This is a genomic window from Auritidibacter ignavus, assembly GCF_003703835.1.
Taxonomy (GTDB): Bacteria; Actinomycetota; Actinomycetes; order Actinomycetales; family Micrococcaceae; genus Auritidibacter; species Auritidibacter ignavus.
The window spans coordinates 57,637-72,653 of record NZ_RDQR01000012.1; the positions used below are offsets into that span (position 1 = coordinate 57,637).

A 15,017-nucleotide genomic window follows, 5' to 3' on the forward strand; every position below is an offset into this window, starting at 1 on the left:
CAGTCCCTTAGATCATGTAGTGTGACATACCCATCATAGTCGGGTTGTCTAGGAGGCCACGGCGCTGGCCATATTTGTCAGCTCTTGGGACATCGGCTGATGGAGACGCCAAATGATGGTCATCGGTTTCGCGCCTTCGCAGGAGACCAGGTCAGCGGTGCCGAGACAGACGAAGGCTCGGGTGCCGATGACATCGGTGGGAGAATGCCGGGCGAACAACATCGTATGGGTCCCGTTCTCCGCTTTGCACTTGTAGCGTTTCCCGGCTCGTGAATCGGGACCGACTCTACTCTGAGACTCCCAGTGAAACAGCTCGGGACTGATCGCGTAATCCCGGTACATCGTGGTCGGGGAAAAATCACGTTCGGATTTATGCAGGTTAATCAGTAACGCATCGGTCTCAAAAGCCTCCGAGTACTGGACACCCTCAACGTGGGAGGCTCGAGGCTTTTCCCAGCTGGAGACATCCAAGGCAGCCAAGATTTCTTCGCGGCGGTAACTGGCCCGGGCTACCAGGGGCACCTGTTCCCCCAGGGCGGTGGTGGCGGGAACGATCCGGGCGGTGGCGAGATTGTGCTCAAAAATCTGCTCAATTTCGTCCACTAGGATCTTTTGGTGCCGTAGCCAGTCGAACGCGTGGTCATAGGAGGCGAACGTGTCGTCCTTCTGGTAAGGATGCAGGAAAGAGAAGTAGAACATCCGCGCCCAGCGTTGTTCTGGCTCGGTCAGTGCCTCGTATCTGAAGGGTTCGTGGATGAGCTCGCGGTAGATTTTCACCCGCTGTTCGTCATTGACGTGCAAGAGACGAAAGGCTCCGAAGCTTGTGGTGAGGCCTTCGTCAGTCACCGGTGCGTCGTCGCCTGCCACCTCGGCACGGATGGAGGTCCACGACCGTTTGGAGCCAGCCGAGCGGTAGATGTCCTCGATGGTGCGGTCTGCCTCCGTGAGGTAGTGATGGAGTGTATAGCGCCAAATGTTCCGGGTCCCCAGATGTTCCCGCACGTCTTGAATCACAGCGTTTTTGGTGCTGGAGGTGTTTTTCTTCAGATTGTCGAGAATCCGGTCGCTAGCGATCTGGTCGAGGACGATCTGGGTGCCCGCAGGCAGGTAGGGAAAACCGTGTTCGACATCCTTAACGAGTCTGCGACGACCCGAGCCGGTCAACGCGCGGAATTTGCGGTCCATGCGGAATTTTTCGTGCTGTTGCCCGATCAGATCCAGCACTGTGAGCACGTTCTTCTCGGGGCCACGGCGCAGACCACGACCCAGTTGCTGGAGAAAAATCACCGGTGATTCAGTCGGACGCAGGAAGACCACCGTGTTGACCTCGGGGATGTCCACACCCTCGTTGAACACATCCACGGTGAAGATCATCTTCAGCACGCCCGTAGTGAGCTGTTCCACATACAGCCGGCGTTTGTCACTCGGGGTTCCTCCGGTAATCGCCTGGGCCGCAATTCCGATCTGGTTAAATCGGGTGGCCATGAACTCGGCGTGTTGCACGTCGACACAGAATCCCAGCGCCTTCATGTGGCTCAGGTCGGTGAGCTTATCACGCAGTGCTTTAACCACCAGGCGCACGCGTGCGTCATTGCCGGTGTAGAGGTTACTGAGTTCGGTTTCGTCGTAATGGCCTCGTGTCCACCGCAGCCGGCTGAGATCCAACTCGTCGAGGTCGGCGATGCCGAAGTAGTGGAAGGGAACCAAAATATCTGATTCCAATGCGTCCCACAGTCGCATTTCGGTCGCGATGCGGTGATCAAAGAAGGCCGCCACATTGACGCCATCAGCACGTTCGGGGGTGGCCGTGAGTCCCAGGAGTTGTCGAGGCTGGAAGTAATTCAGCAGACGCCGGTAGGTCGGTGCTTGGGCGTGGTGGAACTCATCGATGATGATCACGTCGAAATGCTCCGGATCAATGCGGGTGATGACCTCATCGTGAAGTGATTGTACGGAGGCGAAGACGTGGTTCCAGGTCCGTGGGCTCGCTCCATCGACCAGGAGCTCTCCGAAAGACCCGTCGGCCAAGATCTCCTGGAAAGTCCGCCGGGATTGGCGCAAGATTTCCTGGCGGTGGGCAACGAATAATAGCCGTGGTGGATCATGGCGCCAGGGGTTCTGCGGGTCGGGTGTTTGCGCGAGGTTCCGGTAGTCGAGTCCGGCCACCACGGTCTTGCCGGTGCCGGTGGCTGCCACGACGAGGTTTTTATTTCGGCCGTGTTCGGCTCGTTCGGCGGCCAATTGTTCAAGCATGATGACCTGGTGCGGATAAGGGCGCACCTCCAGTCCGCTGATATCAGTAACCACATCATCGCCGACGGTCATGGTCACGCTAGGGCCGTCATGTCGGTTTTCTACCAGCGCACGCTCCAGCCGATCGCCATCGCGTTCGGGGTCGTAGGGCTCAAACTCGGCACTGGCCCAGAAGGTTTCGAAGGTCGCTTGGAATTTGTCCATCACCGCCGGGGTGGCGATCTGGGAGAGGCGAACGTTCCATTCCAACCCGTCGAGCATGGCCGCCCGGGAAAGATTCGAGGACCCCACATAGGCGGTCGAGAATCCCGAATACCGATGGAACAACCAGGCTTTGGCGTGTAACCGGGTACTGGTGGTCTGATAGCTGATTCTGACCTCGGCCCCGAATTTTTTGACGAGCCGGTCGATCGCTACTCGTTCTGAGGCACCGATGTAGGTGGTGGTCAGCACACGGAACGTGGCTCCGCGATTTTTGAGTCTGGTCAGTTCTGCTTCGAAAAGCCGCAACCCGGACCACTTCACGAACGACATCAGCAGGTCGACGCGATCGGCCGTATCAAGCTCGGAACGAATCTCGGCTCCGATCTGTGGTTCGCCCTCTCGGCTGTGGGTCAGCAATCCGGCCTCGGATAATGGTGTTTCTGGACGCACCAGGCGGTACGCTGAGTTGTCGCTCACGCGATGGGTGGTGCTGTGGTCGCTGAGTTCCGCACTGACCAGGTCGAGTAGCTGTTGCGCCCGTGGTTTTGACTCCGGGGCGGGAAGAAGCTGGTCGGCGGCGAACTCGTCTCCGAGCACGCCGATCACGCGCTCGGCTAGGGCAAGGCGTTTTTTAGTGGTGTCGCAGTGCTCGAGCGCGCGCTGGATGAGTCCGGAAAGATACTGGGCCAGCTGGGAGTTTTCCTCCCCAGTAGCCACCGGGCGGATAGAGGCCTCGACGGTCCCGTCAGCCAGGCGTTGGTCCAATTGGCTCTGTCGGCGGTGGGTAAGTAGCGCCTCGTAGGCTCCGAGGGGAAGAGGCATTTCAGATTGGTCGGGGCGCTGGCGACTCATACCGAAAATACTATAAGGTGCAGCTGTTTCTGCACATAGTTGCCGCGTGGGCGGAGGTGGTTAAAAATCACGTGGTGGCCGGAACCAGCATATTGGGTTCCAGCCACCACGAGGGCGACAGTGTCACGCCACAGCGCGAGCAAGCAACTTAGGCGAAGGCACCGTGTCCGGTCAGGTCACGACCGATCAGCAGGGCCTGCACCGACTCGGTGCCTTCATAGGTGTGAATACCTTCAATGTCGGCCATGTGGCGGATGACACCGTGCTCGAGCTTGATGCCGTTGCCACCCATCAAATCGCGGGCGTCAGCGGCAATCCGCCGAGCGGTGCGGGTGTTGTTGTACTTAGCCAGCGATGCCTGGGTGGGACGAAGGATGCCGTTGGCTTCCAAGTTGGCCAGTTGCACGCAGTAGAGTTGCATGCTCACCAACTCGGAGAGCATCCGGGTCAGGCGCTCTTGAACCATCTGGTGTTTGGCCAACACCTTGCCAAACTGCTTGCGCTGGGTGGCATATGCCAGAGCAGCTTCAAAACATCCGGTGGCGTGACCCAGTGCCGACCAGGCGACACCGGCACGGGTTGCATACAGTACCTTGGAGACGTCTTTGAAATTGTGCATATCTGGAAGCACCGCATCAGCGGGCAGGTGCACGTCGTCGAGCCAGATATCGGCCTGGTCGATACCGCGCAACGACCCTTTATAGCGGATCGGTGTGGCCGAGTAGCCTTCGGTTTCCTGTGGGACGATAAAGCCACGCACCTTGCCGTGGTCTTCTGCACCTTCGGAGTTCACCCGAGCAAAGATGAAGGTGATGCCCCCGGCAGCGCCGTTACCGATCCAGCGCTTCGAGCCACGAAGCACCCAGGAGCCGTCTTGTTGGCGGGTGGCTTGGGTTTCCAGACCGGCCGAGTCGGAGCCGTGATCGGGTTCGGTCAGACCAAACGCCCCCGGAATCTCGACCGTGGCTAGGGGCTTGAGATATTTTGCTTTCTGTTCTTCAGAACCGAAGTAAACCAGGGTTCGCAGTGCCAGCCCACCCTGGACTGCCAGGATGGTGCCCAGCGATCCGTCAACACGGGAGAGCTCCATATTGACCAGACCGGTGGCCAGCGGAGAGAATTTTTCCAGGTCGGGGTGGTCGAGCCCGTCGCTGAGCAGACCTGCTTTGCCGAGCCCCTGGGCGATCGAGACCGAGTATTCGTGCTTATTCCATCCATCAGCCAGTTGCTCAGCGACGGATTCAGCATAATCGCGGGCGCGCAACCACACCGCACGATCTTCGTCGGGGATATCGGAGAAGACCTGATAGTAGTCAACATCGAGGGCATCGGTCACGTGGTAGTCGGGCTCAGTACGGCCTGGAAAAGTGTTCTCTGTCATACTCACATGCTACCGCTGTTCACGGTTGCAATTGATTGTTGTCTAGAGCACACCGCGGCTATTGCGCGCTGTGGGGTTGAATCGTGATGCAAAAGAACCGAAAAATGACACCATTTTGACAGAAACACTAGACATTCAGGGCGCGACCTAGTGAAATATTTTCAAACAAATGTGAACTAGGACACTATTGCTACGTGCTGTAGCAGGACCGGATCGTCAGGAAGAGATAAAGGATCAGTCAATGCGAATACCGGCGAAGGACTTGGACCTGAGAAATATTGAGCAACTTATCGAAGTGAATGCAGGCAATCGCACCGTGACCGGAACATTGAGCTGCCTCATCCGTACTCCCTACGCCATTGAGCTGGTCATTGGTGGCTCCGAAAAGGTCACCGTCGGCTTCGAGGATGAGGTCGATATTTATCGGGGAACACTGCTGGCGCACTTGGTCCGTCGCGAGAAGCTGGAACAAGAAAACGGGGGCATCCTCTCCGAACAGGATCTGCAGGACATCGAGTCCATGCTGGACCCATTATTTGAGTTACTCACCGGCGCCCGGGCAGGCTGTCAACCGCCCCCTGATCAGCCGAGCTCGACGACTTCAGATGGCACCACCGGTCCGCACCCGGTCAGCGCTACAGTGCTACCGACTAAGAAAGCCCGGTCGCTCTATCCGACCCCGTTGGAAATCGCCAACCAACGCTAATCTAGGCGTTGTCGGCCGCCAGCTGACCACAGGCCCCGTCAATTTCTTGACCACGGGTGTCACGCAAGGTGGTCGGTACCCCGGCTTCATTGAGTCGGCGTACGAACTCGTCGGTGATTTCGGGTTCCGAAGCCGTCCAAATTGAGCCGGGAGTGGGGTTGAGCGGAATCGGGTTGACGTGCACCCATCCGTGTCCGCGGGCATTGAGTTTCTTCGCCAGCAGGTCGGCGCGCCAGGCGTGATCATTCATATCTTTGATCAGCGCGTACTCGATGGAGACACGACGACCGGTGGCCTTGTAGTAGTTATAGGCAGCATCGATGGCTTCATCGGCCGACCAGCGCGAGTTGACCGGCACTAGCTCGTCACGCAACTGGTCATCCGGGGCGTGCAGGCTCAAGGCGAAGGTCACCGGAATGCCTTCGGCAGCCAAACGGTTGATCGCAGGCACCAGACCCACGGTGGAAACGGTGATGTTTCGAGCCGACATTCCCAATCCGGCGGGGCTGGGCTCGACCATGCGGCGGACCGCGGCGATGACGCGTTTGTAGTTGGCCAGGGGCTCACCCATGCCCATAAAGACGACGTTGGTGACCCGTTCTGCCTCACCGGATTCATGGTGGGCTCGTCCACCCAGTCCACCCTCGGCGATGAAGCGATTGGCATGCACGATCTGGTCCACGATCTCAGCGGCGGACATATTGCGAGTCAACCCGTTCTGCCCGGTGGCGCAGAAGGGGCAGTTCATGCCACAGCCAGCTTGCGATGAGACACACAAGGTAATCCGGCCCGGGTAGCGCATCAGCACGGACTCGACCAGGGCACCGTCAAAGAGCCGCCAGAGAAACTTCACGGTGTCACCGTTTTCGGTGGTGAGTTTCCGAACTTCAGTCAGCAACGATGGAAAAAATTCGGCAACCAGCTCGTCACGGGATCCGGCGGGCAAGTCGGTCATCCGCTCCGGATCGGTGGTGTAGTGGGTGAAGTAATGGGTCGAGAGCTGCTTGGCCCGGAATGTCGGGTATCCCAACTCAACCAACTTGGCCTCACGTTCTTCCAGGCTCAAATCCGCCAGATGTGTTTGGGGTTGAGCGACTTTGGGCCGTTGCTTGAACTGTAGCAGTGGACGCCCGTCGGGCCCGGTCTGTTGGACCCATCCTTCGGTCTGGGGTCGCACCTGGGGACGGTTGTTATCGGTCCGGCGCGGGCTAAACTCGCTGGGCGCACCGTATCCGTGACGCTTGAGGCGTGCTCGATCTTCGGCAAGTTCCCGCGCCTCGGTTTCGTCCATCAGTGCCCGCTTCGGCGGATTCAGGCGCGTTCGACCTGCGCGATCGGTCTCGCGCTTCACGGGGCGGGTACCTGGCTGGCGTGGGGTATAACGTTGCGACATAACGCTTTAATTATCGCATGATTACCGCACCCACGGTCTACAAACCGACCATCCAGACATCATGACTTGTGGTGTGATTTCTGAAGTTTATACACCGGCGTGTCCAGCCCTTCATAGCGGGCCTTCAGCTGGATCGCCAGGTATTTGGAATAGTGCCTGGACTGATGCAGATTACCGCCATGGATCCAGAGGTTTTTCACGTTAGTGGGTTTCCACATATTGCGAAGTTCTCCCTCCCAAGGACCGGGATCCCTTTTGGTATCGGAGCCATAACCCCAGCATTTCCCCACGGTGTCAGCAACTTCCGGGGAGATAATGTCGGCCAGCCATTCGTTCATAGAGCCGAAGCCAGTGGCATAAACCACGAGATCCGCGGGCAACTCCGTGCCATCGGCGAGTACGACCGAGTGCTCCGTAAGGTGATCCACCTGCCCGTTGCGCAGGCTCACCTCACCATCAATGATCAGTTGTGAAGCTCCGACGTCAATGTAGTATCCGGAACCACGTCGTAGGTACTTCAGGAACAGTCCTGAGCCATCCTCGCCAAAGTCGATGCTAAAGCCCGCATCTTCCAATGCCTGGTAAAACTCCGCATTCTCCTCGCGCATTTGTTCAAAAGCCGGGCGTTGAACATCCGGCAGAATTCGGTAAGGCCAGGAAGCGAATAGCCTGTCGGCCCGGTCTGTATCGATTCCTGCCTCCACTGCATCTTCGGAGTACAGGGGTCCGAGCGCGAGCTTCATAAGTGAATGACTGGGCGAGATGTGTGTGGAGGAACGCTGAACCATCGTCACGTTCGCGCCGTGCTCCCAGAGGCTGGCACAAATGTCGTGCGCGGAGTTGTTAGATCCAATCACCACCGCACGCTTGCCCGCGTAAGCCTCACCACCACGGTGCTGAGAGGAATGATGTTGCTCGCCGGCGAATTCAGCCTGGCCGGGGAACACTGGAACATGTGGGTATCCGGAGACACCCAGCGCGAAGACCAGGTGCGTGGGGTAGAGGGTGACCTCTTCGCCGTTGCGGTCCACCCGGACCTCCCAGCGTTGCGTTTCTTTGTGCCACTGCGCATTTGTGCAGGTAGTGCTGGACCAGTAATTCAGCTCCATGAGATCCACATAGTACTTAAGCCAGTCTGCGACCTTGTCTTTGGACGGGAAGACCGGCCAGTTGTCGGGGAAATTCATATAGGGCATGTGGTCGTACCACACAGGGTCATGCAGGTGTAGAGACTTATAGCGGTTACGCCATGCATCTCCCGGAGACTCGTAACGATCGACGACCAAAGTGGGCACCTGAAGATTCTCCAAGCGTGATGCCAACCCGATGCCGCCTTGGCCTCCCCCCAACGATCAACGTATAGGGCTGCTCAGTTACCCCGAGTGTTTGCTCGCGCTCTTGACGAGTTTCGAGCCATGTCTTGCGTCCTTTAGTGATGCGATGGCTTACTCCTTGCGGGCGACGGCGACCCACCCGTTCTTCGAACCCGCGAAGTTCCTCGAGAATAGTCAGTAATGTCCAGGCGACGTTGTTACGGATCCGCACAATCGCCTCCCCTCTCCCAGCATCGGTCTCAAAGCTTAGCCACGCGGTGGTAACTCCATCCTCGGTGACCGGTTCCTCAGTAATGCGCCAATTGCGTGGTGATGCCTGCTCCAGGGTCGCAGCGACGAGCTCCCTGATGTGCTCGTGCCCTTCAGCAGTGTAGAGATTCCAGGTAAACGCCACGAAGTCTCGCCAAAAACCGTCTGGCTCAAATACCTCTACCACCTGTTCGGCGTTATGGGAGTCCAAAGCTTCCGAGAAGCTTTGAAGCCAGTTTTCGGCGATGGCAATAGCTGATTCCTGAACTGATGTATGCACCTGACGGGTGTTTTCGTTTGTCATGGTTTTCTCCTCGAATTCGTCGTCTTATACCAGTCCGCGACAGACATCTCTCAACACACCGTGCAGACTGATATAGTGACATCAATCACATTGATGCTCCGAGGTTAACACCTAGGGGGTTACATGCCGGTTACAGAAACCAAAGGAGAACTCACCGCTGCATGGGCCCGATGCGCTCAACTGGGCCTTTCTCGCGACTTACAGGAACCAGCTTTGGTCCACAGCGACAATGATGTCCAGTTGCAACGGCTCCGCAGTGGCCTATCGGACATTGCTACTCCGCTGTGGGAAGCGTTTTCAATGTGCAGCTCTCACGAGCAGGTCATGATTCTGACCGACTCGTTCGGAACCGTGTTGTGGAGATACGGCACCTCGAAGATGCTCAACCAGGCAGACCGGATTGGCTTCGTGGAGGGCGCAGGTTGGTCCGAACCCAGTGTGGGAACCAATGCCATTTCCCAGGCACTAAGGACACAAACAGCATCACTCGTCTCCGGGGAACAGCACTTTGCCTATAGCCACCAGAGATTTAGTTGTATGGCGGCCCCCATAACCTGTCCCAGATCAGGGTCTGTCATCGGAATTCTCGATATCACCGGCCCGTGCACGACCATCAGCGAAGATATCACCGCCATGGTTCAGTTCAGCGCCGGCCTGGCAACCGGTTTACTCCGGTCGCAATTAGAAGAAGCTTCGGAAGCTAACCTAGTCCGTCTCAGGTTGCTTGGTTCTCAGCCCGCAGTCTCCGTGCCTGGGCGGGGATGGACGCAAATACCCTTGCGCGGGGCAGAGGTTCTCGCAATGTTGGAGTCACGCCGGCGCGGGTGGTCGGCAGCGGAACTGACCGGTGAACTTTATGGGGATTTCGGACTACCCGGAACTATAAGGACGGAGATGCACAGACTCAGAAAAGTGCTCGGTGATGCGTTGCTGTCCCAGCCCTACCGGTTTGCCGAAGATGTCGTGGTTACATCCGACGTTAGTAAAGTTGAGCAACTTCTCAGCGAGGAAGATCTTGATGGAGTCCTCGATCTTTATACCCAACCACTACTAGCGCACTCGGCCAATGAGCGGATTTTGCAGTGGCGGGCCTGGCTGGATCAACACGTCGAACAGCTCGTGCGCTCAGCAGGTACTAAGTCACAACAGATTCGGTGGCGCCGAACCGAAATGGCATTCCAAGACCAAGACCTCTAGCCGAAGTCCCGGAGCGTTCGAGACCGAAAGTACTCAAGCATCGTACTGAGTGAGCCCAAAAGCTTCTCTTCTGCCAGCTGACTTCGGCAATACAGCCTTGATGGTCGTCCCGGTAGGCAACACGAGAAACAAGGGATCAGTCATCGCCCATCGACGCAATAACTGTGGCCGGAGGAGTATTCTCGCTCAGCCACCGTTCCTCCCACGTCCGGGAGCAGACCCACGGCCGAGCATCCTGCCTAACAGTGAGCACATTCCGTTCAACCGCAAATGCCCGGTTCTGGAATTCATCCCGCTAACCAGCCTGTTGCGCCATCGGAATCAGAATTACGCTCCTGAGACGAATCACAGTGGTAGATCTAGCCACCGTGGTGCCTGTGCCTGGAACTCTTCGGCACCAAGGCTATGGCCGACCGCCGCCGGTATCGCCCCGAGTAACGGGGCAATCGTTGAAAGCGCCTGGCGGTTGTCGACATCGACCGGTAGGGCAGGATCAGGCCAGGAACCAATGATGATCCCGCTGACCTCGACGCCACGATGAGAGAGCGCTTCGGCGGTCAGCGCGGTGTGATTAAGTGTGCCCAACCGTGAACGGGCGACGATGATAGCACTGACGTCTCCGTCTAAGTCGACCGCTAAGGCTCGGGCGAGATCGGCCAGCGTGTGGCCACCGAAGTCGACAAGCACACCACCGGCACCCTCGATGAGGACATGGTCAGCTTCAGTCCGTGTGGCCAGTGCACGGATCAGGGCAGCGTGTTCATCAACGGTCGGTAACGAGACTTCCTCGGCCCTGGCGGCCGGTACCGGCGCCATCGGCAATCGCAGGGTCACGTGGGTGAAGGTTTCGATGCCGGCAAGCCGGGCGACGATCTGTGCATCGGATTCGGTGACGACATCGGAATACTGCGCCTCGAGCACGGCGCGTTCGGGATCGTCGGGGCGAATATGACCGGTCTGGACCGGCTTGACCATCATCACTCGTCGCCCGGTGGCAGACAGCCTTGCAGCCAGCGCAGCTGTCGTGATGGTCTTGCCGACCCCCGTGTCGGTACCCGTGACAAACACGTACCGGGGCATCATGAGTCGGCCGCCCGGGTACCAGAGGACGCTGATAAGGCGCAGGCGCGGATGATCGCCTGGATGCGCGTGCAGGCACGTTCCAGTTCCGCGTCACTGAGACCGGCGCGTGCTGTAGACCGCACTCGCGTGATGCCATCGGGGACTGAAGGAGGCCGGAAACACCCCACGAGGATGCCCTCGTCGCGGAGCAATTCTCGAGCTCGCACCCCGGATTCGGGTGTGGGCATCGGCACCGAGAGCACCGCACCGGCCGGGACCGGTACCTCGAGCGCGGCGGCGAGCTGAGCTCGAGCCGTTGCCATATCGGCCACACGGTCGGGGGTCATGAGCTCGAGCGCGGCATGGGCTGCAGCGGCATTAGCCGGGGCCAGGCCGGTGTCGAAGATAAACGAGCGGGCGGTGTTGATTGTGGCATCGCGGACGAGCTCGCTACCCAGCAGAGCACCACCCTGAGAACCGAGGGCCTTCGACAGCGTCGCGGTGACTACCAGACGGTCGCGGTGCGCGCTGAGTTGGGCGGTAGCACCGAATCCGGTGTGCTCACCGGTACCAGCGATACCCAGCCCGTGGGCCTCATCGACAAGGAGCATGGCATCATACCGGGCGCACAAATCGAGCAGTGTCTCAAGGTCCGCGGCATCGCCGAGGACGGAGTAGATCGATTCGACGATCACAAGCGCCTCAGGGTGAGCCCGTTCAGCCAGAGCGGTCTCAACAGCTGCCGTATCGTTGTGTGCCACGATATGCACGGGCGCCTTTGTCAACCGGCACGCATCGATGAGCGAGGCATGATTATGCGCGTCGGAGATGATGAGCGTGTTGGGACCAGCCAATGTTGTGACAGCCGCCATGTTGGCCATATAGCCACTTGAGAAGGTCACACAGGCGGGGTGTCGCAGGCGCTGGGCCAGGGCGGCTTCCAAGGCATGATGCGCGCCTGTCGTCCCGGTGACAAGACGGGATGCGCGTGCCGAGGTGCCGAACTCCTCAACCGCGGCTACCGCGGCAGCGTGAACCTTTGGGTGGCGAGAGAGACTGAGGTAGTCGTTCGACGCGAGGTCGAGACCGGCGAGCGCTGAGTCGCTACGGTCCATATTGGCCGTGACACGACGATCACTGGCGACTGCAAGGCGAGCAGTGATCGCGTTCATGATGCCGACTCCTGGGAATGTGCCTCGGCCGCAGCGACCATTGCCTGCGTCATTCTATCGACCATCTCGGCCGTGGAAATATAGGGTGGCATCGTGTAGATGTGGCGCCGGAAGGGTCGGAGCCATGTCCCGTGTTCGGCCGCAACGCGGGTGGTCAGGCCGATGTCGACAGGCCGGTTGAGTTCGATAACACCAATTCCGCCAGTTACGCGCGCCCCAGTGACGACCGGCAACTCCCGGGCCGGCGCAAGACCGGCCTCCAGCGCCGGGGAGATGCGTTCGATCGCCGGTTGCCACCCGCTGGTTTCATCGCCGAAGAGCAGCCCCAGGGAGGCGTTCGCGGCCGCACAGGCAAGGGGATTGGCCATGAATGTCGGGCCGTGCATGAGCGCGCGATATGAGGAGCGGGTAATAACCTCGGCAATCGGACCGCTACACAGAAGAGCCGCCATGGATACATATCCCCCGGTGAGAGCCTTACCTAGACACATGACATCGGGGGTAATCCCGGCAACCTGCGAAGCGAAAGCGCTACCAGTCCGCCCAAAGCCGGTGGCTATTTCATCGGCGATGAGCACTGCGTCAATGTCATCGGCCAATCGTCGCAGAGCCTGCAGTGCCGCCGGATGGTAAGGTCGCATTCCTCCCGCGCCCTGGAACAGGGGCTCAACAATAACGCCGGCCAGCTTGCCCGCAGAGGTATCCACGAGGTTTTCTGCCTCACGAACCCATGCCTGCACCTCGGCCGCGGGTGCCTCAGGGAGTGGAGGTTGGGCGAGGAAGATGTTTTCAGCTAGGAGGGAGGCGAAATCCGCGTGCATGCCACCGACCGGGTCGCAGACACTCATCGCCCCGGTCGTGTCGCCGTGGTAGGCGCCTTCAAGAGCAAGGAAAGTACCGCGTTCTCGCCCGCGGGCACGCTGGTACTGAATCGCCAGCTTGAGGGCGACTTCGACGGAGACCGACCCGGAATCAGCCAGGAACACGTGATCGAGCCCGGCCGGGGTGACCTCGACGAGGCGTTCAGCCAATTCCACGGCAGGGTCGTGGGTCAGTCCGCCAAACATCACGTGGGAGAAACGCCCGATCTGCTGGGTCAGCGCCGCATCCATCACCGGGTTCCGGTAGCCGTGGACGACCGACCACCACGAGCTCATTCCATCAAGGAGCCGATGTCTGGTGCCTGCAGCATCCACCAGGTTGACGTAGGGCCCCTCGGCACCGGTTACCGAAAAGTGTGCACCAGCATCGAGCGGGCCGTACGGGTGCCACAGCAACCCAGTATCCCGCTGCAATGTACTGTCCTGAGCCCCAGGTACAGGTTCAGACATGGCGGACCTGGTCCGTAGCGACACCGCGAGCATCACTGGGGTGTGACGAAGATCTAAACATCTTCTTATTATTGAACACTGTTCAGTTGGGTGCCAAATCGACACGCCCCCCCCATAATTTGCCCTGGTGAAATAGGGCGCGCGTGGCCGTTGTAGCATTCGATGACGCACCGGGGTTTCAGGATCTGCTCCTCGCCCGGCGCAGGACGACTAGTCTTCCTCGAGGTTGGATCCAGTTGGTGGGTGAGCACCAGAACGGTTCACCGTCACCATACCCAGCCCGCGCTTTGATCACACCACGCGCTACAATCAGCCCAGTGTCTCCGACCCACGGGATAGGAGGTGTGCTTCATGACCCCACGACCGCGGACTACTGTTTGCCGATAAAGTAATCCCAGTCGGCCTCGGGGGCGTTTCCATGATCAAAACGTTGCGGACGGAAATTGTCGAGCATCGTGCTCGGTGTTCCCGAGAGTTCCTGCTCGACGAGCTCAGCAAGAATCATTGCGAGCGTCATGCCCGAGTGGGTGACTTCGGCATAGATGGTCTCGTGGTCATCCAGGTAACCGACAATAGACAATCCATCGATAGGGAAACTGCGACCGGAGTAGTACACCTTCTCGAGTTCGATCTCGACTCCGAAAAACTCCCTCAACCGCTGACGCATCACGGTCGAGGTGTCCTCCAGTAGCTCGGCGGTTTCGCCTTCGACCACGCGTTCTTCCATGGCTGGTATCTGAACCCAGAACCGGCCATCATTTCGGGGCCGAACATTCATCGCTGAACTGATGATCACCCGGTTCAGCATGGCATCGGTTGGCTTTGTCACTCCAATCAGCGAGTGCGTGCGGGTACTCTGCTCACCAAGATCGGCGGTCGGAATCGTGAATCCGGATCGTTCCCCGATCTGACGAGACCATGCACCGGCTGCCAGCACCACCTTATCTCCCCTCGTCTGGGGCCCATCGCGGAAAACCACACGGGCACCCTGTGGACCGGGAATGACCTCGATCACCTCCCGGACCGTCAAGCGAACCCCGTGGTGCTCTAATTGACGTAGTAGCTCATCGGCTAAGCCTTGTTGGTCGAGCCAGGCTTCCATCGGAAAGTACAGTGCGCTCTCCAAGTCCTGTGGCCATGCAATGCTCGGTTCCAGCTTATGGAGCTGCTGCCGGTCAATCACCTCCACCGGATAACCCAGGGAACGCGATTCTTCCAGTCGCTGGCCATACGTTTCCTGGCGTTCGGTGCCAAGATCGGCCATGATTGACCCGGTTTGATGGAACCAGGGCTGTAAGGGTGAATCACCCTCCACTCGTCGTTGATCCAACACCGATTCCTGGAACTGCGCGTGCGCGTGAATTCCTGCTTTATTGAGTTGATGATAGGTTTCGGGGAGTTTGTGATTGGCATTAATCCAGGCGAAAGAGCGATGACTGGCCCCGGCAAAGGGGCTCTTCACAATCGAGGGTGTAGACGGGGGTCTCGGGGAAGTGGCGCGTCGATAGCTGGATAGAGGTCGAGGCCTTCCGATGATGGAAGTTCCTACACAAGCCATCTGAAAGACCTCGACGTGCCT

The 15,017-nt window shown here is 58.9% G+C and carries 9 protein-coding genes and 1 pseudogene; 2 read left to right on the top strand and 8 right to left on the bottom strand.

What is annotated here, in order from left to right:
- Positions 1-48: 48 nt before the first annotated feature.
- Both DYI20_RS07485 and DYI20_RS07490 read right to left on the bottom strand, forming a co-directional pair.
- Complete coding sequence (locus tag DYI20_RS07485) at positions 49-3,309, bottom strand: DEAD/DEAH box helicase (protein WP_243857475.1); 3,261 nt, start codon at positions 3,307-3,309, stop codon at positions 49-51.
- A gap of 148 nt (positions 3,310-3,457) precedes the next feature.
- Complete coding sequence (locus tag DYI20_RS07490) at positions 3,458-4,690, bottom strand: acyl-CoA dehydrogenase family protein (protein ID WP_110098161.1); 1,233 nt, start codon at positions 4,688-4,690, stop codon at positions 3,458-3,460.
- A 241-nt stretch (positions 4,691-4,931) separates the two neighbouring features.
- Between DYI20_RS07490 and DYI20_RS07495 the strand changes: the two genes are divergently transcribed.
- Positions 4,932-5,396, top strand: coding sequence for a hypothetical protein (locus DYI20_RS07495; protein ID WP_110110946.1), 465 nt, complete (start codon positions 4,932-4,934; stop codon positions 5,394-5,396).
- A 1-nt stretch (position 5,397) separates the two neighbouring features.
- Here the strand turns inward: DYI20_RS07495 and rlmN are convergent, their stop codons facing one another.
- Both rlmN and DYI20_RS07505 read right to left on the bottom strand, forming a co-directional pair.
- A complete protein-coding gene (rlmN, locus tag DYI20_RS07500) occupies positions 5,398-6,789 on the bottom strand; it encodes a dual-specificity RNA methyltransferase RlmN (protein ID WP_110110947.1) in 1,392 nt (463 codons plus the stop codon).
- 59 nt (positions 6,790-6,848) lie between these two features.
- Positions 6,849-8,676: pseudogene (locus tag DYI20_RS07505) on the bottom strand (NAD(P)/FAD-dependent oxidoreductase).
- Positions 8,677-8,799: 123 nt separating this feature from the next.
- Between DYI20_RS07505 and DYI20_RS07510 the strand changes: the two are divergent.
- On the top strand, positions 8,800-9,873 hold the full coding sequence (locus DYI20_RS07510; RefSeq protein WP_110101410.1) for a sigma-54-dependent transcriptional regulator family protein: 1,074 nt from the start codon (positions 8,800-8,802) through the stop codon (positions 9,871-9,873).
- Positions 9,874-10,218: 345 nt separating this feature from the next.
- Here the strand turns inward: DYI20_RS07510 and bioD are convergent, their stop codons facing one another.
- From bioD to DYI20_RS07530, 4 genes are all read right to left on the bottom strand, one after another.
- Positions 10,219-10,956: a dethiobiotin synthase gene (bioD, locus tag DYI20_RS07515; protein ID WP_199445909.1), complete on the bottom strand. Its 738-nt coding sequence runs from the start codon at positions 10,954-10,956 to the stop codon at positions 10,219-10,221.
- Positions 10,953-12,107 (bottom strand): aminotransferase class I/II-fold pyridoxal phosphate-dependent enzyme, encoded by a 1,155-nt coding sequence (locus tag DYI20_RS07520; RefSeq protein WP_122549235.1) that lies wholly within the window; start codon positions 12,105-12,107, stop codon positions 10,953-10,955. The genes bioD and DYI20_RS07520 overlap by 4 nt, the downstream gene beginning before the upstream one ends.
- Positions 12,104-13,438 (bottom strand): adenosylmethionine--8-amino-7-oxononanoate transaminase, encoded by a 1,335-nt coding sequence (gene bioA, locus DYI20_RS07525; protein ID WP_110101448.1) that lies wholly within the window; start codon positions 13,436-13,438, stop codon positions 12,104-12,106. Before bioA ends, DYI20_RS07520 begins: the two co-directional genes overlap by 4 nt.
- 370 nt (positions 13,439-13,808) lie before the next feature.
- A complete protein-coding gene (locus DYI20_RS07530; RefSeq protein ID WP_166769841.1) occupies positions 13,809-14,900 on the bottom strand; it encodes an NAD(P)/FAD-dependent oxidoreductase in 1,092 nt (363 codons plus the stop codon).
- Between the last annotated feature and the right edge of the window lie 117 nt (positions 14,901-15,017).

Coding starts and splice junctions, on each gene's coding strand:
- DYI20_RS07495 (WP_110110946.1), top strand. CDS start 4,932: ATGCGAATACCGGCGAAGGACTTGGACCTGAGAAATATTGAGCAACTT.
- bioD (WP_199445909.1), bottom strand. CDS start 10,956: ATGATGCCCCGGTACGTGTTTGTCACGGGTACCGACACGGGGGTCGGC.
- rlmN (WP_110110947.1), bottom strand. CDS start 6,789: ATGTCGCAACGTTATACCCCACGCCAGCCAGGTACCCGCCCCGTGAAG.
- bioA (WP_110101448.1), bottom strand. CDS start 13,438: ATGTCTGAACCTGTACCTGGGGCTCAGGACAGTACATTGCAGCGGGAT.
- DYI20_RS07485 (WP_243857475.1), bottom strand. CDS start 3,309: ATGAGTCGCCAGCGCCCCGACCAATCTGAAATGCCTCTTCCCCTCGGA.
- DYI20_RS07490 (WP_110098161.1), bottom strand. CDS start 4,690: ATGACAGAGAACACTTTTCCAGGCCGTACTGAGCCCGACTACCACGTG.
- DYI20_RS07520 (WP_122549235.1), bottom strand. CDS start 12,107: ATGAACGCGATCACTGCTCGCCTTGCAGTCGCCAGTGATCGTCGTGTC.
- DYI20_RS07510 (WP_110101410.1), top strand. CDS start 8,800: ATGCCGGTTACAGAAACCAAAGGAGAACTCACCGCTGCATGGGCCCGA.